The following is a 20,272-nucleotide window of genomic DNA, read 5'->3' as shown; positions in this document are numbered from 1 at the left end:
TTTTATGCCCGGAGAAAACAGACGTGGCGATCAATACCAGCGATGTGAAGCTGCTCAAATCCCAGCGCCTCACTGATGAGGCCGATGGCGGTGGGCGTGCCACTGGCAACGCCGTGGTGTCTGGCGAGGTGAATAACATCCTGCCGGACATCAGCCGGCTCGACCGCACCACCGGGCGCATCAACCTGCGCAAGCTGTTTGCCGGCGTGATGACAACCAATGATGACCCCTACCTGGGCGCCCATTGCATCGTGACCGAGCGCCCGGCTGACCCGCGCGTGAGCGTGCTGCTGTTCAAGGGCAGCCAAACAGATGAGCGCGCGGATGCTCGCGATGCCATCGAAAGCTATGTGGCTGCTGCCTCGGCTGCGCCGTTTGAGCTGTTGGGCACACAGCTGCAGGGCCAACGCGCGCTTGCCTGTGTGCAGCGCGAGGAGCAGCGCATTCCTGAAATTGGTGAGGTCTACCAACTGACCACCGCCGGCCAGTCGCAGTACGCGCGCCTCACCGATGTGGTGTACCGCATGGAGCAGTTCACCTACGAATATACCCAGGGCAACTACGTTAACTTCGACCGGCGCCGGCTTGATCTGTCACTTAGCGCGCCGCTGTTGGCGTCGTTCCCTGGTGGGCAGGTGACGCCGGCTGGCACCACTGCCATGTCCATCGACTCACAGCCTAAGGCCCGCGTGCTGAGCACCCAGGTGGCGGATGCTGCGCGCTATTTTGGCATCAGCCCGCTGGCCGAGGCGGTGAGTGCCGGTGCGTTGAGCGTGCGGGTGCAGTCGGTTTACAGCCAGTTGGTGCCGAGCACCACGAAAGAGAGCGCCCTGGTCGACCTGTTGGCCGGCTATCAGCGGCAGCTCTATTTGGCAGCCGGCGCGGCGCGGACCTTGAGCCTGACTGTGGCGGCCGCCGCTGTCGTGGGGGAGTCGCGCACGTTCCTGGGCACTGGTTGTGCACCAGGTAGCCTGACCCTGACCGTCAACGGCGGCACCTATACCGATGACCGCAAGGGCGCACTGCGTTATGTGAGCGGCACGGCCTGGCTGAGTGCTGGCCTGGTGGATTATCAAACTGGTGAGATCACCCTGGTGCGCACCGGCACCAGTTGGACCGGTACGGCGTCGGCCACTTACCAGCCGGGCGCCGCCGCTATTGGTGATGCAGTTACGGGTGAAGTGGAGGTGACGCTGGGCAACCGGGGGTACGTGTACACCCTCAACCTCAGCCAGGCCATCCCGCGCGCCGGCACTTTGACCGTGGCGTTTATGGCGCTGGGGCGCTGGTATGAGCTGCGCGACTTTGGCGATGGCCTGCTGACTGGCCAGGGCGCTGGCACTATCTCGTTCGCCACTGGCTCGGTATCCCTGACCTTGAGCGCGCTGCCTGATGTGGGCAGCTCGCTGGTGTACAGCTACATCAGCTCGGCAGACAACGCGATTACCCAGCGCGCGGGCGTCAGCATTGTGCCTCGGCTGGAGGTGCGTTTCGCCTTGCCGCATGGCGGGGTGATGCCCGGTTCTGTTGAGGTGAACTACACCGCCGGCACTGCGCGAGTGCTGACCGATGACGGCAACGGCAACCTCAGTGGCACGGGCGGCACGGGCAGCATCTCCTATGCCACGGGTGAAGGTGTGCTGCTGCTCAGCGCCACGCCCACTGCAGGCATCAGCTACAGCTATGAGCAGGGGGATGTGACGGATGGCCCGCTGAGCGTAACCAGCGACAGCAGCGGCATGGCCACGTTCACCGTGCCAGGCGCGCCACTGAAGCCAGGCAGCGTGCAGGTGGATTGGATGACCACGCAACGCCAGGCTGCCCCGGCCATCAACTGGGATGTGATCGAAAGCGGCAACTCGCTGCCGGTATATGAAGGCCAGCGCGACATTGCGCGGGGTGCCAGCGACAACGGCAGTGGCGGTTGGCAGGGTGGCTTGGTCGGCAGCATCAACTACACCACCGGGGAGTGCACGCTGCAGGTGGCGCGGCTGTATGACTACACCGAGTACACCTACAGCAACCGCAGCAAGCCGACGCTTAACGGCAGAACCACTGAGCCGGTGCTGGTGACCACCAACATTCAACTGCGCGAACAGTTTGGTGGCACCCTGCAGACTCGCGCGCAGGGCAGCAGCGTGATCAGCACCGACCATACCCACAACCAGGCGCAGCCGCCGATCACCGTGGCGCTGTTGCCTGGTGTGGCTGAGGCCATTGTGCCGGGCTCTTTGTTGTTCACTTGGAACGGCTCGGTGTACTGCGACCGCTCCGGCATCCTGTACCGCGACATTGCCACCAACACCAACGGCGGCACGGCTGTGGGCACGGTTAACTATGCCAATGCCACGGCGGTGCTCAGCAGCTATGGCGGCAATGCCTCGGGGGCCGTTAGCGTTTTGGCGTGCCTCACTGCCGCGCTGGGGTTCAGCGTGACGGCGGCTACATTCCGCACGCCGGGTTCACCGCTGCGGCCTGGTAGCACCCAGGTCACGGTTGTGCGCACCGACACGGCAGAGATCCTTACTGCCGCGGCGAATATGAATGGGGAGTTCAGCCACCCGATCATTCGCGGTGCGGTGGACATTGCCACGGGCATCGTGCGGCTGGTGTTCACCACTGACCCGGATGACAACACAGGCGCCAGTGATGTGCCGGTGATCCCGCTGCTGGCCCGCTACAACTCGGTGGTACAGACCCAGCTGCCGTTGGACGCTGGCCTGCTGGGGTTGGACCCGGTGCGGTTGCCGGCCGATGGCCGGGTGCCGATTTATCGCCAGGGCGAGGTATTGGTGCTGCACCACACGGCAGAAACGCCTGTGGCCAGCCCCAGCCCAGGTGGCACCGTGGCGCTCGCCCGCAGTGAGCAGGCCGACATCACTGTGGTTGATGCCAACGGGGTGGCCCTGCGCTCTGCCTCCTATAGCGCTGACCGCACTGTGGGCGCCGTGACCTGGGCAAACCCGTTGGTACTGCAGAACGAAGCCGGCGACCCGCTGACTCTGCCGCTTGTTATTCGTGACCGTGTGGAGCACATGGCCATGTGCAGTGAAGTGCAGATCACGGGGGATGTGGCCTTTAGCGCGCCGTTGCCATGGGATTTGCCGGCCGGTGAGGCGCTGTTATCCAGCGCTGTGGCCTGGGGTGACCTGCAGGCGCGGGTGCATACCTGGTTTACCCAGCAGACGTGGAGCCAGGGCGCGCCTAACTGGACGGACGCGCCAGTGGGCAACACCACCACTGCGCAATACAACAGCCTGAGCTTTCCCCCGGTGATCACAAACCAGGGGGCCATCGACGGCAAGTGGGCGTTGGTGTTCACCAGTGCCTCGGCCTACCAGGTGGTTGAGCAGCAACTGGGTGTGATCACCACCGGCAACATCACCACCGACTGTACTCCGGTCAACCCGCTCACTGGCGAACCGTACTTTCTGATTCGTCAGCAGGGTTGGGGTAGTGGCTGGGCGGCGGGTAACGCTGTGCGCTTCAACACGGACTCTGCACTGGGGCCGTTGTGGGTGATCCGTACCGTGATTAGCGGGCAGGGCACGGTTAACGATGATCAATTTGAACTGCAGGTACGGGGGGATGGGGACTGATGCCAACATTTTATAGCTCTAAGGACGCCGGCTTGCCGGCGTTCTATATCAGTACAACCGCCTCACTGCAGCGCTTCACTAACTACAAGCTCATCTTTAAGGCCTGTTTGGTGAGTGGCTACGGCTCCCGTGCCGCCGCTGGCTGGACGCTTGTTGATGAGGGTGACCAGTTTCTGGTGTTGCGCAATGCTGCCGGTAACTATTTCACTATCTCCAGCGCCTACTACGTGATTAGCACTGGCTTGGCATACCACGGTGCTTTCAGGGTGTTCTTGCATGCCACCTACACCGGCATGGGCTCGACAGGCATACCGCAGGGGCAGGGCGTGGTTTCTGGCACGTCTGGTGCGGCCACGCTTCCTGTGTATTTCGGAAGTGATCTGCTTTATTGGAATGCCAATACCCGCTGGGTTCTCTTGGCGGATGAACAGACCTTCATCTTTACGATGCTCCCGTTCACCGGTAATGCCTCGGCGATCACTGGCACGAACATCGACAGCACGGGAAGTGCCGGCACTTTGTATGTTGGGGCCGACCTGGGTGGTAATCACATTGCCGCTGGTGGTTATCGCGCAGCAACGCCTAATACCCACCAGCTGACTCTCTATTTCGACCGGGTGGCACTTACGACACTCAGGAATCCAAAAACAGGGTTGCTTGTGGATACAGGCGGTATCGCCGCCTGGCTTGACGGGGTAATCAACGTGGCGTCGGCACCAACCACGACTCACACAAACACTCCTGGCATCAGTGTGCTCGCCTCAGACTTAACTGAGCTACCGACTCTGGAAATGCATCAGCTTCGGTGGCTGGCTGCAGGTCAACCCCAGCCTGGGTTGCGAGGGATGCGGCGAGAAAATTTGCTGATTCGGCACTATGCCAATCCTATCCGCCGCCTCTTAGAGGGTAGTTTGACCACGACCGACTATACGGGGGACAGCATTCTTAACCTCAACCCCTTGTCCGATGGTTACTGTTATCTGCCCCTTCAAGCTGCTGTTGGTGGTCGTGGGTCAGCCATCATCACTGACAATCCGGCGTACTGGTGATGTTTACTCAATTCGTTCCACCTATTCAGGTGCTGGCCTCGCCTGCTCGGGAGCTGTTGCGGTTCCGGGTACTGCGTGACGGGCTGGTTACTCCCGGCGTGAAGTTCGTTCGAGTGGTGCGCAATTTTAATACCTCCGGGCAGGGGGAGATCGCTCTGGAAGCACTGGGTGGTGAGTTCACGCCCTACGTCGATGTGCTGCTGCAAGAGCTGGCCGACCATCCGGATTGGGTTGTCTACGTCGAGGACTCTACCCCTCCGGCCAGGGTGTATGCGCAGTATCTGTCGATTCCTGGGGCTGGCACTTACACCCTTAATGTCCTCACTGGCTCTGGCGGGGAAGCCACCGAGCCTGGAGCGGTGGGCACCCTGGTGCGCGTTGATGGCCTGCCTGCCGCGCGCGAGGTGTTAGTGGTGGAGAAAAAGCTGGACGGCGATTGGCGTGTGGCTGGCGCTGGTAAGTCTGGCGATGACGGTGCAGTGACTGTGGATCTCGATGTTGTGGACGGTGCGCTTTACGCCCTCGGCCTGGACGATTTCGGCACACCATTCTCGCCCGGCCTCACGGTTGGCGTGGGTCGCCGCGTCCGCCCGAGCGTGTTTGCCGGTGTGCTGTATGAGGTGACCGAGGCCGGCACGCTGCCGGCAAGTGAGCCGGAATGGTGGCCGATTACGGTGACCGAAGCCCGCGAGCTTGGCACCGCGCGTGCGGTTGCAGTGCGCTATTACCAACCGCTGGCCCATGGCCCCTTTCCGGTGGAGATGACCTGATGCTGTGCGTAAAGGTTAGCGGCGGGTGGTCCCGTGCGCGGGTGGTGGATCGGCAGGCTGATGCGATGGGTTGGGATGCCCTTGTGGCGCTTGACCCACGTGCGGCACTGCGCTGGCAGCACGGTGTGCCTCGCCAGCAACAGGCCGCCTGCGGCTGGAATGCGGTGCCGGCGCTTGATGCTCCAGGGCTGCTTGCCTGGGGCGCAGCCAGCCAGCGCAGCGCTGAGCCTTGGGCGCAGCCCTGGAGCAAGGTGCCGGCGTGTGATCAGGGTATGCAGGCTAAGTGGGGCCAGCGGTTGCGGGCAGTAGATGTGCGCCTGCGACTGATCTACAACCCCATGCCGGCGGCGCGGGATGCCCGCGTGCGTGCCCGAGCGCGGCGCTCCAATGAATACGGCCCGCGCTTTGATGCGGCCGCAGCTGTGGCGGCAAGCCTGTACGTGCCAGGGGCAGGGCCGCTGGCGTTCTCGTTTGCAGGGCAGCGCTATACGCCGCCGTCCTCGCCGCTGGTGTTCTTCGATTTCCGTTATGAGCCCGTGCGCGCAGCGATTCAGCCGACTGACTCGGCACGCTTGGGCCTGCGCTGGCAGAACGCCCGCCGGCTCAACCGTGCCAGCCATCTGCCCTGGGGCCGCGCGCGCGTGCTCGATGGCGCGCTAACCGATATGCCCTATGTGGACTATCCCGGCCCGGTCAAGCCGCTGCCGGAGCCGCCGCCTGATCCTTCAATTCTGGATACCTACATGATCGCCAATACCGTGAACCTGGTGGTGCTGCCGAGCCGCACACCGATTGAGGCGAAGAACGTGCGCATTGGCCTGGATGCCGACAGCTTCAGTTGGACATTTAGTGCGGACATCTTCACCAAGGCAGCACTCGACCTGGTCGCACCTGATGAGGTGGGTGACAACACTGAGATCGAGCTGGATATCAACGGCTGGAAGTGGGTGGTGATGGTTGAGGGTTACAGCCGCCAGCTCAAGTTCCCGACCGAGGCCTACAGCATCAAGGGGGCCACGCGCACTCAGCTATTGGCCGGGCCTTACGCGCCGTTGCGCACCGGGTTGAACGCTGCTCCCATCACTGCGCTGCAGGCTGCAACTGAGCAGCTGCTGTATACCGGCTTTACCCTGGTTTGGAATGCTGGAACGGTGGGGCCGGCTGACTGGACCTTCCCGGCCGGCGCGCTGAGCTATCAAAGCCAAACGGCTATGCAGGTGATTGCCCGCATCGCTGAAACAGTCGGCGCGGTTGTGCGACCGGCAAGGGCTGCTGATGAACTGGAGGTGCGCCCGCGATACCCAGTGCCGCCATGGGAATGGGGGCAGGTAGACGCGCCGATTGATCGCATCATCCCGCCCGCGATGATGACCGCCCTTGGTGGTGAGTGGACGCCGGGGCCTGCCTGGAACGCCTGCTATGTATCGGGCACAAGCCACGGGGTATCCATGCTTGTGCGGCGGGCTGGTACTGCAGGCGATAACCCTGCGCCGGATGTGTTCGATGACTGGATCACCGGCGAAGAGGCCAACCGTGCGCGCGGTGTGCATGAGCTGAGCAAGGGTGGCAATACGGAGATTGTGGCTGTCTCGATCCCACTGTTCCCGTTCGGTGATGACCATGGTGTTGGCTTGGTGCTGCCTGCACAGCTTTGCCGCGTGCCCGAAGAGACCGGGCCGTGGGTGGGGTTGTGCCTGGCGGTGGAGATTACTGCTGCGGGCACTGGCGCTAGCCGTGTGGATCAGCAACTCAAACTAGAAAGGCACTTCTGATGGCGACCGTTAATCCTTGGAAGCGCTTTATCGGCCTGCTGCCCGGCGGGGTGCGCACGGTGGCCACCGTGATGAGCATCAACAGCAGCGCGGGTATCAGTGAGGTGGAGCTGCGCACCGGCACGCGGGTGACGGTGCGGGGTGTTGATGTGCCTGTGAGCGGCAAGGCCTACATCGCCGATGGGGTGATCACCGGGCCAGCGCCAAGCCTGCCGCACTATGACGTGGATGTGTGAGATGGCTAGTCGTGCTTGTGCGGGTATTTACTGTGTAAGCCCTTGATGTGGTCGGTGGGGCTCTCAGGGTTTGTCCACGCTAGTCGCCAGCGCGTTTCCTCTTTAGACCATCCTGATGCTTGGGAGCTTTCAAATACCCACGTTTCGTGAGCGCCGGCTGGCCTATCTAGGTGATGGTCTTCGCTGTTGAAGAAGGTGGTGGAGCCTGCAATCCATCCTTCATCTGTCAGGTGGTATTCGATTGTGTAGCGGTCGACTGCCATATCACGTCCTCAGCTCGTTCCAGTTATGGAGCTGTTTGAGGCTACACCATGCCCGGCTGACGCGGGCTTTTTGTTGATTGAACTCTCCCTACACCAGGGAGTAGAGCCGCTCGGCTTCCTGCTGCAGGCGCTCAGAGATCGCTCGGATCTCGGCATATACCGCCACTCGTTCTTCTGCCGTTAACGGTTCATCTGCTAGGTCGGCGGGTGTCAGCTCGTACTCGGCCAGGGCCTCAGCGGCAAACCGGTTAGCCAGTGCTTTTGCCAGCACCTTGCTGGGGAATTTGCTGCGCATAACTACCTCGATCAAACGCCAGCCCTATGCCGGCTCACTATGTGGAGATCCCATGGACATCACAGAACAGCAGTTGCTCCATATCATGCCCAACGCCCGCCGATCTGCGGGCGTTTTTGTACCTGCAATCAACGCCGCCGCCAAGCGCTGGCAGTTTGATACGCCCAAACGCATGGCGGCATTCCTAGCTCAGGTGGGGCATGAGTCTGGCCAGCTGCAGTGGACACGCGAACTAGGCAGCAATGCCTACCTGGCCAAGTACGACACCGGCCCGCTGGCCGAGCGCCTTGGCAACACGCCCGAGGCCGATGGCGATGGCCAGTTGTACCGCGGGCGTGGGCTGATTCAGATCACAGGCCGCTACAACTACCTCAAGTGCAGCGCCGCGTTGTTCGGCGATGACCGCCTGCTGCGTGAGCCGCAACTGCTTGAGCAACCAGAGTGGGCGGCGCTGTCAGCAGGTTGGTTCTGGTGGATCAAAGAGCTGAACACCCTGGCTGATCAGGGGAAGTTCACCGCCATCACCCGCAAGATCAACGGTGGCGTGAACGGGCAGAAGGATCGGCTGGAGCTGTGGGGCAGGGCGCGCGAGGTGATTGTATGAGCGCTTTCATCAGGGTTTCAGCGGTACTAGAGAAGGCTGACAGCCAGCTGTTCTTCGAGTGCCCGGGCTGCAACATGCTGCACGGCGTGAATGTTGAGGGGGAAGGCCCTCCGCGTTGGGGGTGGAATGGCAGCGTCGACAAACCGACATTCACGCCGTCCGTTCTAGTCCGTTACAACTGGGGGCCTGAGCAGCGGCAGGTCGTTTGCCATTGCTTCGTAACCGATGGCCGCATTCAGTTCCTCGGTGACTGCACGCATGCCCTGGCCGGCCAGACGGTTGACCTGCCTTTGCTGGAGGTGAATGACTTATGAGCGTGCTCGATCTGATACCCGGTTCACCTCGCACCTGGTTGCTAGGCGCATTGCTGGTTGCAGTGTTTGCCGCCGGCTGGGCTGCCAACGGCTGGCGTATGGGGGAGCAGCTTGCTGTGGCTGAGAAAACCCATAGCGACACGCTGGGTGAGATATCCCGGGCGGCCGCACGCCAGGTAAGCGATCAGTTGGATGCTCGCGTGGAGCTTGAGAAGCAGCTGGCCGATCTAGATTCAACCAAACACAAGGAACTGACCGATGCACAAGATGAAAATGAGCGGCTACGGCAGCTTTACTCTGGCGTTGATGATGAGCGTAAGCGGCTGCGGATCGAAGCCCGAATTGCCGCCGCTGATCTCGTCGTGTCCAAAACCACAGGCAGCAGCGGCCTGGGCGATGGAGCCAGCGTCGAGCTCAGTGAGCGAGCTGGATCAGCTGTTTGGGATATCCGCGCCGGAATGATCAGCGATCAGAAGAAACTCGAGTACCTGCAAGGCTACGTCCGGACGCTGACCGGCCAGACCGCTACAACCCCGTAATCCCTCCGTAAGAAAAGAGCGACCCGCCCAGGTGTTACAGCACCCGGGCAGGCCACTCGACCCGCAGCCATTCCTGCAAGCCAAGCCAAGGCTCCCACTCCGTGCACGAAGCGGGGGAGAGCCTAGCACCTGTTTATTTATACAGTAAAGGTTTGCATTCTATGACCAGTCCTATCATTCCTTGGATGGGTGGCAAACGCCGCCTGGCCGACCGTCTTATCCCGCTGTTCCCTCCCCACGAATGCTACGTCGAAGTCTTTGCCGGCGGTGCTGCGCTGTTCTTCCTGCGGCCGCAGCCGGCGCCTGTGGAAGTGCTGAACGATATCAACGGCGACCTGGTGTCGCTTTATCGCGTGGTGCAGAACCACGTCGAGGAGTTCGTGCGGCAGTTCAAGTGGGCGCTCTCCAGCCGGCAGCTGTTCGAGTGGCAGAAGATCACCCGCCCCGAAACCCTGACCGACATCCAGCGCGCCGCACGTTTCTTCTACCTGCAGCACCATGCCTTCGGCGGCAAGGTGTCGGGGCAGACGTTCGGTACCGCCACGACTGGCCCGGCGCCGAACATCATGCGCATCGAAGAGAACTTGTCCGCTGCTTGGCAACGCCTGGCCGGTGTGTACGTGGAGAACCTGCCGTGGCTTGAATGCGCCGAACGTTATGACCGCGCGCACACTTTCCACTACATGGACCCACCGTACTGGCAGACCGCAGGCTATGGCGTGGACTTCCCCTATGAGAACTACGAGCGCATGGCCGACTTTATGCGGCGCTGCAAAGGCAAGGTGATGGTCAGCATCAACGACCACCCCGACATTCGCCGGGCGTTCGATGGCTTCCATATGGAGCAGCTCGATATCCGCTACAGCTGCACCAACCAGCGCCAGGGCGTGGCTGAAACCACTGGCGAGCTGGTGATTATGAATTGGGTGCCGGCATCGCTCGGCGGCCTGTTTGATGGCGTCTGATTCGCTTGCTATGCCTCGGCACCAGAGCGTTACTGGTGCCAACGGAAACCACAAAGGAAACGACAATGAACCTGCTCGAGCACCTCCAGCCCCTGCCCACCGAACTGCTGAACGCCATGGCAAAAGGGGAGGTCGACACCCAAGCGCTTGCTGCGCGGCTGATGGCTGGTCGCGGGCTGGATCGGGATAGGAAGTGGGTCGGCTTTGAGAAGGCGGCGGTTATCTGGAATGTTGAGTAGGCCGCCCAGGGCGGCCTCGGGTCTTCACCCGTGCTTGCGATAGTCCCGCATGATCATTGTCATCTGTTCAAACTGACCTTGCAGGAGCCAGAGCAGTTTGCGAACAGTTGGAATGGGGATGGCGAACTGATCACGCTCCAGAATGTCGTGAACCAGTACGTCGACCACCGCAGCATTGCGCTGCAGCGCGCAGAGCATGATGTCATCAATGCTCATCGGGTCGGTGGCGGGGTTGAAGATCAGCGCCGATTCAGGGCTGTCTGCGAGGGTTTGGGTGCTGCTGTGGTCCTTGCGGAGTTCCATGTGCTCACTTCCGAGTATCACGACTGCCAGAGCCCCGTTGATGCGCCCGCGTAGGGCTTTGCGTTTAGGCGCGCGGTCGCCTTTGCTCTCGGCTCAAGAGCGCCTCCTCGATCAGCAGCGCTAACTCTGCATTTAAACTCCGGCGATTTAGCTGCGCCTCTTTCTCTGCCGCCTGGCGCAGTGCTTCCTTCAGTCGCAACGGGTACGGCGTGATCCGCTTCTGCATGGCGCTACCTCTCGATGGACGCTTGGGCGTGGACTCAATATGAATCCACTGATTTTATGGTGTCAAGTGGACTCATTGAGTCCAAAGGACTCCCCGCCCATACTGCGCGCCAACACGATTTGTGGATTGCACACTCAAAAAGTGGAAGCGCCCTGATGTCCGATCGCCACGCCATTTCACCGTATCCACTTCGGATGCCCTATGAGTTGAGGACAGCCCTAGAGGCTGCGGCCCTGGGCGTCGGCCGGTCGTTGCATGCGGAAATATTGGCGCGCCTTGATAGCTCGCTTCAGGAAGATCGGAGTGGTCTGTCAGATGATTTGCTGGAGTCGATAGGCTTGCAGGCAAATTTGACGCTCGCTCTGGCCGCAGACTTGGATGCGGGAGCGTTGAGTGTCGAGCAGCGGCGGGCGCTTGAAGCGTTGACGCGGGTTTCTAGGCGTATTGCTGAGCGTTTCAGCGGCTAGTCACGATGATGCAAAAAAAGGCCAGAACCCCCGTAATCACAGGGGCGCTGGCCTTTTTTTGTATCCGTGATATTTGTATAGATTAAGTGGCTCTAGGGCATCCGAGTGAAACGAAGCCGACTTTCGGCGTGGCGGGGGTGGACATGGCGTTAACCTCAGGCGTGTACGGACGGATGCTGGGCGCTTGGCGCGCCTCTGATCAAAAAGTGCGCAATTCTAGCGGCAGACTTGCGCCATTGCCACCACTACGAAAGGCGTTTTAGCCCTTTGAAGCGTGAATGTCAGACCGGTGGGTATGTGAGGAGGGCTAAGCTACGAATTGCTATTACCTGCCCATAGAAAAGACGCGGTTCAGGGTGTACGCGCCTTTTCCATGGAATTGCCCGCTTGCTTTAGCTGCGTCCAGGCAGGATGCGCGTCAGGGTGTTGTCGCGCACTACAAAGTGGTGCAGCAGGCCGGCGGCGGCATGCAGGCCGATCAGCCAGTAACCGGCGCTGCCCGCCAGTTCGTGCCATTCCTTGATAGTGCCCGCCAGGTCGGGATCTTTGTTGATCAGTGCTGGCAGTTCCAGGCCGAAGAACGGGATTGGCTTGCCCGCAGCGCTGAGGATTAACCAGCCCGCCAGTGGCGCTCCGATCATCAGTGCATAGAGCGCCAGGTGCATCAGTTTTGACGGGATGGCCTGCCAGGCTGGCAGGGCCGGTACGATGGCGGGTGTCGGGTTGAGGCTGCGGGCCAGCAAGCGCAGCCAGACCAGGGCGAATACCGCTAGGCCGAGCATAAAGTGCCATTGCTTGAGCAGCTCGCGGCCATCACTGCCTTTGGGGAAGTTGCCTTTGAGTTCGATGCAGGCATACACACCCGCGATCAATATCAGCATCAGCCAGTGCAGGGCGATGGAGAGCTTTCCGTAGCGTGTGGGAAGGGTGTTTTGGTTCATCACGGTTCCTTGCTGTTTCTCGTTGTAGGTACTGCGGTGCGGCGTAGGTTAGCCAATAAAACTTAACGGAGCATGAAGGCAGATCAATCTTTGTGGTCATTGGCCTGGCGCTGCTCGATTGCCCGCAGGAGTTTGTCAGCCAGTGCCGGGTAGTTCTCGTCGTAGTGATGGCCACCCGGTAGCCTCAGCGCCTCGCCGACTGCGCCGGGTTGCGTGCAGCCGCTCTCTGGGCCTTCTTCCTGACCATAGACGCAGAGCACCTTGTGCGCGGGTAGCCGGCTCAGTTCCGGGCCCGTGGCCGCTTCCTGTCCGCTCTTGCCGAGCCAGCCCTGTACCTCGATCTGGAAGCTGCCACTGCGCGCCAGTGCCAGTAGCAGAATGGCGTCAACCTGCTGCTGTTCATCTGCCGTGAGCCGGTTGTAGAAGGCGGGCAATGCATCTGCTCCGAAGGAGTACCCGGCCAGGACAAAGCGCTTGGCGCCCCATTTCTCGCGGTATTGCCGCATCAGCTGGCCCAGGTCGTCTGCGCCCTGTTGTGGGCTCTTGTGCTGCCAGAAGTAGCGCAGGGCATCGATGCCCACCACGGGATAGCCGCGTTTGGCCATTTGCGCTGCCACGTCACGGTCGAGGTCGCGCCAACCGCCATCGCCGGAATAGAACAGGGTGACGGTGTCGGCCGGCTGGCTGGCCGCCACTTCAACCACTGGCATCGGTTCGCCGTGGCCCTGCAGTAGGTTCATTAGGCGTTGCTTGAGCAGTTGCGTGAGGCTGGTGTTGTAGTCACTGATGCTGGTTTGTGCGTTGTCCTGGGCGCGCGCGAAACCTGCGCTGGGGTCATCCGGGTTGTTGTTCCAGGCTACGTTCCAGTGGCCATGCGCGGCGCGTTCGGGCAGAGGGGCGGCGCAGTCCGGTTGTTGCAGGCTGAAACCGACCGACAGGGCCTGTGCTGCGTCGTTGTTTTGCGTAGCCAGCCAGCGCCAGGCAAACGCTGCGTCTGGGCCGATACCCGCAACCAGCGTGGGCGTGTGTTGCAGCATTTCTGTGGCCGCCTGCAAGCGGTGTTGCTGGGCATCACAGTCATTGCCGGGCAGGCTCAGTTGCAGGATGCGTGCGCCACTGTCCTGGGCCAGGGCCAGCAGTTCGCCATCCTGCAGTTGTTGGGCGGGGTCGAGCAGCAGTAGCACCTGGGGCTTGGTCGTGATGGCGGGCGTTGCCAGGCTGGCTGAGCTGCCATCGGTCAATTTGTACTGCTTAACCTGTGCCTGTTGCGTGGGGCGATGCCAGAGCTGCCAGGCAATCGCCGACAGACCCAGGGCGAGGACAAACAGAAGCAGCAGGCGTTGCCAGGGACGTGTGAACATGCGGGCCTCAGCGTTTGATCAGTCCAGTAAAGCCGCCAGCGATCAGCGCTGCGGTATCTGCCAGCGCCACCAGCGGATCAAGGCCTGGCGGTACGGCCATGTAGCGCGGTTCCCATTCCGGCTGGAATTTGTCCTTGAAGCGGCGCAAGCCCTGGAAATTGTAGAACTGTTCACCTCGGAGGAAGACCAGTGAGCCCAGGCGCTGGGTCAGTGGTGCGCCGCGGCGTAGTTGCAGGCCGGCCAGGGGCACCATGCCCAAGCTAAAGCGCTGGTGCCCACGGGCCTTGAAATGCAGCAGCAGGTTGAGCATGAGGAACTCCATGGTCAGCTTCGGCGCCCCGGGGTGTACGCGCATCAGGTCGAGGCTGGCCAGTTCCTGGCTGTCGGTTTCCAACAGGTTGGCGAAGGCCAGTGGCTGGCCGGCTAGCGCAACCACAGCAATGCGGAAGTGCTTGAGGTAGTCAGGGTCGAAGCGGCCCAGGGAAAAGCCCTTTTCGCGCACCTGCTTGCCCTGCATCCAGGCCTCGGAAATAGCCTGCAGCGCCGCTATGGGTGCCTGCCCGGCGGCGAATATTTCCAGTGTAAGGCCGTCGCGCTGACCACGACTGAGGGTGTAGCGCAGGTCTTTCATGGCCTTGCTTTTGCTCTCCAGGTCGAAGCGCGGCAGGTCAACGCGGGCTTCTTCGCCAAGCTTGATGGCGCTCAGGCCAATGTCCATGTAATAGGGCAGGTTCTCGGCCCGCACCTGGTAGAACACCGGGCGTACGTGGTGCAGGTCACAGAGGTCGCGGAACTGCCAGATCAGCTCGGCCCGGCAACTGGCGGCACCAATCGGGTCAAACAGGGCAACCAGGCTACGTCCCTGGCGGGCGAACATCAGGAAGGCATCGTCAGTGGAATTGAACAGCAGGGCCTTGTCGCCAGTCAGCACCAGGCCACCATCCGGTTGCTCCGAGCCTTTGACGATGCGGGCTGCGTTGCACAGTTCTGCCGGTGTCGGGGCGTGGATCACCATCGGCGTTGGTCGCAGCAGCCAGAGCAGAACCAGCACGGCGAGGAATAGGCCGCTGCCCAGGGTGGCGCGCAGGGTCCGTGGTGCATCGGCATCCAGCGCGAACTGCCAGAGCAGGTCATGGCTGTAGGGGACGTTCTGATAAGCGAAGAGCATCAGCCACAGCGCTGCGCTCAGCACGCAGATGCTGGCCACCAGATTGACTGGGGAGAAGGGCATCTCCAGCAGACGGCTTGGGCGGTAGAAGGCGCCGCGAAACAGCACCAGCAAAGCCGCAGTGAGCAGCAGTAGGCTGGCCTCTTCCCAGTCGAACCCCTTGAGTATCGACAGCACGGCTGCGCAGGTCAGCAAGCTCACCGTCAGTGCCCAGGCGGCAGATAACCTGCGCCGCAAGCCATGGGCGAGCAGTAGGCAGAGTACCCCAATCAGGCTGGCGGCCAGGTGTGAGGCGTCGATCAGGCGGTGGGGGATCAGAAAGCTGAGGTATTCCAGGCGGGTATCGATGGCCGGTGTCGCCCCGGAAAACAGCAGCACCACGCCGGACAGAAATACCAGCAGCGACAGTACCGGTGCGGCGAGCCCCGAGGCACTCAGCACGGCCTGACGGCCAGCCGGTAGAAAGCGCCGGGCTTCATTGGCCAACAGCAGAGTGCAGGCGATCACCAGCGGCAGGCCCACGTAGATCAGGCGGTAGAGCAGCAGAGCGGCCGCCAGTGGCGCCGCGCCCAGTTGCCCGGCGAACGCGGCCAGCAGCACCGCCTCGAATACCCCAACCCCGCCGGGAACATGGCTGAGTACGCCAGCGGCCAGCGCTAGCAGGTAGACCAGCAGAAAGGTTGCCGGCGGTGGTGCTTCCGGCAGCAGCAGGTAGAGCACGCTGGCGGCGGCACACACATCAACCAGGGTGATCAGCAATTGCAGGCCGCTTAGGCGCAAGCCCGGTAGGCGTAGGCTGCGCGCGCCCAGGCGGATGGTCACGCAGCCCGGCGTGGGCGCCTCTGGTTCGCGTCGGCGGGCAAGCACGGCAACCAGCCCTAGGGTCAACAGCAGTACGCTGCTGGCCATTACCTGCACCTGCAGGGGTGTCAGGCTTAGCGCCAGGGAAGCTGCATCCGGGTTACTCAACGCTGCCAGTGCGGCCAGTGGTGGTAATGCGCAGCCCAGGGCCAGACTGGCAAACAAGGTGATGCGGGCAATATCGCCTGCACCAAGGTTGTCGCGGGCATACAGACGATAGCGGACCGAGCCGCCGGTGAGCATGGAAAAACCAATCGCGTTGCCGATGGCCGACGCGCAGAAATTCCCCAGCAACATGCGCCCGATGGGCAGTTGAACCCCTGCCAGGCGGCAGCCGGACCATTCGTAGCAAGCCAGTGCAAGGAAACCGATGACGGTTGCCCCGACGGCCGCCAATAGGCTGCTTGCCGGCACGTCGTGGATGGCGCTGCGCAGAGCGACGGGGTCTAGCTCGTGGAGTAAATGCCAGCAGGCAAACAGGCCGGCGCTGAACAGCAGAAGGGTGAGTAGCAGGCCGATGGGCTGACGGTAGGTGCTTAGCCGGTCGAGCCAGCGCAGTCGGTAGTCGTCAGCAGCGTTGCTGTCGTCGATAGGGGTAGTGGACGCTGGTGTGGCACGCATTGAGCACCTCATGCTATTTGCACCGCAGCATGTGGGCGGTGAGGCCAACTTCCAAGCATCTGGAGAACAATATTTCTCAAGGTGCCAGGGTGGCCAGCAATAGCACGGTGGGCGTAAAAAAACGCGAAACAAAAAAGCCACTCGATTGAGTGGCTTTTTTGAGTATCTGGTTGCGGGAGCCGGATTTGAACCGACGACCTTCGGGTTATGAGCCCGACGAGCTACCAGACTGCTCCATCCCGCGCCGGCCATTCTATATAGAAATCACCTGCTGTCAACAAAATAGTGTTTTTAATCAAATGCTTAGCTTGTGCGGGCGGCAGAAACAAAAAAGGCCACTCGATTGAGTGGCCTTTTTTGAGTATCTGGTTGCGGGAGCCGGATTTGAACCGACGACCTTCGGGTTATGAGCCCGACGAGCTACCAGACTGCTCCATCCCGCGCCGCATATTCTATATAGATATGATCAACTGTCAATCGATTATTGGTTTTTAATCAATAACTTAAATCGTTCGGGCGGAAATGCAAAAAGGCCACTCGATTGAGTGGCCTTTTTGAGTATCTGGTTGCGGGAGCCGGATTTGAACCGACGACCTTCGGGTTATGAGCCCGACGAGCTACCAGACTGCTCCATCCCGCGGCGCCAATTCTAGCGTCTAAATGCTACTTGTCAACCTAAAGGTGGCTAGAAGTTGTTTTTATTCAGGTGCTTAGCCGCGTGCTGAGTGGGTTTTCTCTGTAGAACCCTGCGCTAGAGCCTGATGGGGCGGACAGCTTTGCTTTCGGCATAGCCCGCAACCGGGCTGTTGGGCTAGAGTCCGTGCCCATTAAATGGGAGGAAAGTTATGAGCGTTGAATGCAAAGCCTGTGGTGCTCAGGTGCCAGCCGATGCCAAGACCTGTCCGGGTTGTGGCGCTGCCGTATCGGCGAAGACCAAGTTACTGCCGTTGGCGGCTTTTATGCTGATCGTCATTCTGATTATCCAGTCTTATATGAGTAAGTCTGAGGATGCGGCGAGCGAGGCCAAGCCGGCAGCGCCTGTTAGTTCTGCCGAGCAGTAGCAGCAGGGTTGGTAGGCCTGGCAATGAGCAGCCGTAAAATAATCCACGTCGATTGCGACTGCTTCTACGCGGCAATTGAGATGCGGGATGACCCGAGCCTGGCCAGCAAGCCCTTGGCGGTCGGTGGTTCGGCGGATCGGCGCGGGGTGATTGCCACCTGCAACTACGAGGCGCGCAGTTATGGTGTGCGCTCGGCGATGGCCTCCGGGCAGGCGCTGAAGTTGTGCCCCGATCTGGTGATCGTCAAGCCGCGGATGGATGCCTATAAGGCAGTGTCGCGGGAGATTCAGGCGATCTTTCGTGATTACACCGAGCTGATCGAGCCCTTGTCGCTGGATGAGGCCTACCTGGATGTAACCGACAGCCCGCATTTTGCTGGCAGCGCCACGCGCATCGCCCAGGATATTCGTCGGCGGGTCTCGCAGGAGCTGCATATCACCGTCTCGGCGGGCGTGGCGCCGAACAAGTTTCTGGCCAAGATTGCCAGTGACTGGAAAAAGCCCAATGGGCTGTTTGTGATTACCCCAGATCAGGTTGAGGATTTTGTCGCTGCCTTGCCGGTGAGCAAGCTGCATGGTGTGGGCAAGGTCACCGCCGACAAGCTTGGCCGTTTGGGCATTCGCACATGTAGCGACCTGCGCGAGTGGAACAAGCTGGCGTTGGTTAAGGAGTTCGGCAGTTTCGGCGAGCGCTTGTGGGGGCTGGCGCGCGGCATTGATGAGCGAGTCGTGCATAACGACAGTCGGCGTCAGTCGGTCAGTGTAGAAAACACCTTTGATAAGGATTTGCCGGACTTGGCCGCCTGCCTGGAGCAGTTGCCGGCGCTGCTGGAGCAACTGGCCACCCGTATGGCCCGGCTTGATTCGAGTTATCGGCCGGATAAGCCGTTCGTCAAAATCAAGTTTCACGACTTCAGCCAGACCACCCTGGAGCAGGGCGGCGCGCGGCGTGATCTGGAGAGTTATACGCGGCTTATGAGCGCCGCCTTTGCCCGTGGCAACAAGGCGGTGCGCCTGCTCGGCGTTGGCGTGCGCTTGCATGACCTGCGCGGTAAGCACGAACAGCTGGAGTTATTTGCGCCCTGACAGCGGCGCTGAAAATAGAAAAGGCGAAGCCGCAGGGCTTCGCCTTTTTTAGTTGCGCAGGGATCAGTGCTTGCGCGGGACCGGCTTGAGCAGCTCATCCGGCGGCATTTCGCAGGCGATCTTGCGGCCCAGCAGGGCTTCGATGGCAGGCAGGGCGTAGGCGTCGTCTTCCCCGGCAAAGCTGATCGAGGTGCCGCTGCTGCCGGCGCGGCCGGTACGACCGATGCGGTGCACGTAGTCGTCCGGGGTTTCCGGCAGGGTGAAGTTGATCACGTGGCTGATCGCGTCGACGTGAATGCCGCGGCCGGCTACGTCGGTGGCAACCATCACGCGGATCTTGCCTTCACGGAAGCCTTCCAGGGCCCGGATACGCTTGTGCTGCGGCACGTCACCGGACATCTGTACGGCGCTGATGCCGTCGCGGGTCAGGCGTTCTTCGATGCGCCGCACTTCATCTTTGCGGTTGGCGAAGACCATCACGCGAATCCAGTCGTTCTGGGTGATCAGGTTGTACAGCAGCTTGTATTTGTCGCTGCCGGCCACGGCATAGACGTGCTGCTCGACCGTATCGCTGGCGACGTTTTCCGGCTCGATCTCGACGATGGCCGGCTCCGTGGTCCATTGCTTGGCCAGGTTCATCACGTCTTCGGTGAAGGTCGCGGAGAACAGCAGGGTCTGGCGTTCGCCCTTCATCGGGGTCTGGCGGATGATCTGGCGCACCTGGGGGATAAAGCCCATGTCGAGCATGCGGTCGGCTTCGTCGAGCACCATCACTTCGACCATATCCAGGTGCACTTCGCCGCGCTGGTTGAAGTCGAGCAAACGGCCCGGGGTGGCGACCAGAATGTCGCAGAAGCGCGATTCCAGCAGCTTGAGCTGTTTGTCGAAGTCCATGCCACCGACAAAGCTCATTACATTGAGGCCGGTGTATTTGGTCAGGTCGGCGGCGTCCTTGGCGATCTGCACCACCAGCTCGCGAGTCGGCGCGATAATCAGCGCGCGTGGCTCGCCCATATAGCGCTCTTTCGGCGGCGGGGTTTGCAGCAGCTGGGTGATGATCGAGATCAGGAAGGCGGCAGTCTTGCCCGTGCCGGTCTGCGCGCGGCCGATGGCGTCACGGCCGCTGAGGGTGTAACCCAGCACCTGCGCCTGGATCGGCGTGCAATATGGGAAACCCAGATCATGGATGGCATGCATCAGCTCGGGGGAGAGCTTGAAGTCATGAAAACGGGTTTTGCCCTCGGCCGGCGCTACGGCGAAGTCTTCCAGTTTCCAGGTGTCGACTGGTTTGGCAGGGCGTTCGCGGCGCGCATTCGCCGGTTTTTCCTTGCTCTGTAACGGTTTTTCAGCGGCTTCCGTTGGGCGCGGTGAGGCGCTGCGGCTGGATTTGTCAGCGTTGGCGTCAGGCTGGACGCGCGGTGCGCTGGGCGTTACAGGTGACGGAGTTGCTGGGCTGGGCTGCTCGCCCTCGGCTTTGCCGAATATTTTCTTGAGTGCTTTGAGCACGGTCATCTCATCAATTGGTTAAGGAGT

General features: G+C 61.3%; 20 protein-coding genes and 3 tRNA genes. 13 read left to right on the top strand and 10 right to left on the bottom strand.

Annotated features, from left to right (window positions below; translation table 11 throughout):
* The first annotated feature begins 23 nt into the window (after positions 1-23).
* From Q8M42_RS01875 to Q8M42_RS01855, 5 genes are read left to right on the top strand one after another with little or no spacing between them, the layout of a single operon-like run.
* Positions 24-3,599, top strand: a complete 3,576-nt coding sequence (locus Q8M42_RS01875; protein ID WP_305283113.1) for a hypothetical protein — start codon at positions 24-26, stop codon at positions 3,597-3,599.
* Positions 3,599-4,648: a hypothetical protein gene (locus Q8M42_RS01870; RefSeq protein ID WP_305283112.1), complete on the top strand. Its 1,050-nt coding sequence runs from the start codon at positions 3,599-3,601 to the stop codon at positions 4,646-4,648. Before Q8M42_RS01875 ends, Q8M42_RS01870 begins: the two co-directional genes overlap by 1 nt.
* Complete coding sequence (locus Q8M42_RS01865; protein ID WP_305283109.1) at positions 4,648-5,418, top strand: hypothetical protein; 771 nt, start codon at positions 4,648-4,650, stop codon at positions 5,416-5,418. The genes Q8M42_RS01870 and Q8M42_RS01865 overlap by 1 nt, the downstream gene beginning before the upstream one ends.
* Entirely contained in the window at positions 5,418-7,190 is a 1,773-nt protein-coding gene (locus Q8M42_RS01860; protein ID WP_305283107.1) for a hypothetical protein, read from the top strand. The genes Q8M42_RS01865 and Q8M42_RS01860 overlap by 1 nt, the downstream gene beginning before the upstream one ends.
* Positions 7,190-7,426 (top strand): hypothetical protein, encoded by a 237-nt coding sequence (locus tag Q8M42_RS01855; protein WP_305283104.1) that lies wholly within the window; start codon positions 7,190-7,192, stop codon positions 7,424-7,426. Before Q8M42_RS01860 ends, Q8M42_RS01855 begins: the two co-directional genes overlap by 1 nt.
* 351 nt (positions 7,427-7,777) lie before the next feature.
* Here the strand turns inward: Q8M42_RS01855 and Q8M42_RS01850 are convergent, their stop codons facing one another.
* Complete coding sequence (locus tag Q8M42_RS01850; protein ID WP_305283102.1) at positions 7,778-7,984, bottom strand: hypothetical protein; 207 nt, start codon at positions 7,982-7,984, stop codon at positions 7,778-7,780.
* A 52-nt stretch (positions 7,985-8,036) separates the two neighbouring features.
* Between Q8M42_RS01850 and Q8M42_RS01845 the strand changes: the two genes are divergently transcribed.
* The 5 genes from Q8M42_RS01845 (at position 8,037) to Q8M42_RS01825 (ending at position 10,645) form a co-directional block, all read left to right on the top strand.
* A complete protein-coding gene (locus Q8M42_RS01845; RefSeq protein WP_305283100.1) occupies positions 8,037-8,588 on the top strand; it encodes a glycoside hydrolase family 19 protein in 552 nt (183 codons plus the stop codon).
* Positions 8,585-8,902, top strand: coding sequence for a DUF6527 family protein (locus Q8M42_RS01840; RefSeq protein ID WP_305283098.1), 318 nt, complete (start codon positions 8,585-8,587; stop codon positions 8,900-8,902). The genes Q8M42_RS01845 and Q8M42_RS01840 overlap by 4 nt, the downstream gene beginning before the upstream one ends.
* Positions 8,899-9,441, top strand: coding sequence for a lysis system i-spanin subunit Rz (locus tag Q8M42_RS01835; protein ID WP_305283096.1), 543 nt, complete (start codon positions 8,899-8,901; stop codon positions 9,439-9,441). The genes Q8M42_RS01840 and Q8M42_RS01835 overlap by 4 nt, the downstream gene beginning before the upstream one ends.
* A 161-nt stretch (positions 9,442-9,602) precedes the next feature.
* Positions 9,603-10,406, top strand: coding sequence for a DNA adenine methylase (locus Q8M42_RS01830; protein WP_090248661.1), 804 nt, complete (start codon positions 9,603-9,605; stop codon positions 10,404-10,406).
* A 65-nt stretch (positions 10,407-10,471) separates the two neighbouring features.
* Complete coding sequence (locus tag Q8M42_RS01825) at positions 10,472-10,645, top strand: hypothetical protein (protein WP_305283091.1); 174 nt, start codon at positions 10,472-10,474, stop codon at positions 10,643-10,645.
* 24 nt (positions 10,646-10,669) lie between these two features.
* On the opposite strand, the gene Q8M42_RS01820 is transcribed toward Q8M42_RS01825, so the two are convergent.
* Both Q8M42_RS01820 and Q8M42_RS01815 read right to left on the bottom strand, forming a co-directional pair.
* Entirely contained in the window at positions 10,670-10,948 is a 279-nt protein-coding gene (locus tag Q8M42_RS01820; protein WP_305283089.1) for a hypothetical protein, read from the bottom strand.
* A 64-nt stretch (positions 10,949-11,012) separates the two neighbouring features.
* On the bottom strand, positions 11,013-11,174 hold the full coding sequence (locus Q8M42_RS01815) for a hypothetical protein (protein WP_305283087.1): 162 nt from the start codon (positions 11,172-11,174) through the stop codon (positions 11,013-11,015).
* A gap of 155 nt (positions 11,175-11,329) precedes the next feature.
* Here Q8M42_RS01815 and Q8M42_RS01810 point away from each other — a divergent pair, with 155 nt between their 5' ends.
* A complete protein-coding gene (locus tag Q8M42_RS01810; RefSeq protein WP_305283085.1) occupies positions 11,330-11,641 on the top strand; it encodes an Arc family DNA-binding protein in 312 nt (103 codons plus the stop codon).
* Between the two features lie 392 nt (positions 11,642-12,033).
* On the opposite strand, the gene Q8M42_RS01805 is transcribed toward Q8M42_RS01810, so the two are convergent.
* The 6 genes from Q8M42_RS01805 to Q8M42_RS01780 form a co-directional block, all read right to left on the bottom strand.
* Positions 12,034-12,582, bottom strand: coding sequence for a cytochrome b (locus Q8M42_RS01805; RefSeq protein WP_304868056.1), 549 nt, complete (start codon positions 12,580-12,582; stop codon positions 12,034-12,036).
* Positions 12,583-12,665: 83 nt separating this feature from the next.
* A complete protein-coding gene (locus Q8M42_RS01800; RefSeq protein ID WP_304868054.1) occupies positions 12,666-13,943 on the bottom strand; it encodes a virulence factor family protein in 1,278 nt (425 codons plus the stop codon).
* A 7-nt stretch (positions 13,944-13,950) separates the two neighbouring features.
* Positions 13,951-16,593 (bottom strand): bifunctional lysylphosphatidylglycerol flippase/synthetase MprF, encoded by a 2,643-nt coding sequence (gene mprF, locus Q8M42_RS01795; protein ID WP_304868052.1) that lies wholly within the window; start codon positions 16,591-16,593, stop codon positions 13,951-13,953.
* 167 nt (positions 16,594-16,760) lie between these two features.
* A tRNA-Met gene (locus tag Q8M42_RS01790) sits at positions 16,761-16,837 on the bottom strand.
* A 122-nt stretch (positions 16,838-16,959) separates the two neighbouring features.
* Positions 16,960-17,036, bottom strand: a tRNA-Met gene (locus tag Q8M42_RS01785).
* A gap of 120 nt (positions 17,037-17,156) precedes the next feature.
* Positions 17,157-17,233: transfer RNA gene (locus Q8M42_RS01780), tRNA-Met, on the bottom strand.
* 205 nt (positions 17,234-17,438) lie between these two features.
* Between Q8M42_RS01780 and Q8M42_RS01775 the strand changes: the two genes are divergently transcribed.
* Together Q8M42_RS01775 and dinB are read left to right on the top strand one after the other, a co-directional pair.
* On the top strand, positions 17,439-17,654 hold the full coding sequence (locus tag Q8M42_RS01775; RefSeq protein ID WP_304870723.1) for a zinc ribbon domain-containing protein: 216 nt from the start codon (positions 17,439-17,441) through the stop codon (positions 17,652-17,654).
* 23 nt (positions 17,655-17,677) lie between these two features.
* Positions 17,678-18,739 carry a DNA polymerase IV gene (gene dinB / locus Q8M42_RS01770; protein ID WP_275963467.1) on the top strand — a complete coding sequence of 354 codons (1,062 nt, stop codon included), beginning with the start codon at positions 17,678-17,680 and terminating at the stop codon, positions 18,737-18,739.
* Between the two features lie 63 nt (positions 18,740-18,802).
* Here dinB and rhlB read toward each other — a convergent pair whose 3' ends face one another.
* On the bottom strand, positions 18,803-20,245 hold the full coding sequence (gene rhlB / locus Q8M42_RS01765; protein ID WP_304870720.1) for an ATP-dependent RNA helicase RhlB: 1,443 nt from the start codon (positions 20,243-20,245) through the stop codon (positions 18,803-18,805).
* Positions 20,246-20,272: the final 27 nt, after the last annotated feature.

Origin of the sequence: Pseudomonas sp. (assembly GCF_030684895.1) — a bacterium.
Taxonomy (GTDB): domain Bacteria; phylum Pseudomonadota; class Gammaproteobacteria; order Pseudomonadales; family Pseudomonadaceae; genus Aquipseudomonas.
Note: the sequence above shows the minus strand (reverse complement) of the source record. Positions and strands in the feature narration are given on the sequence as shown.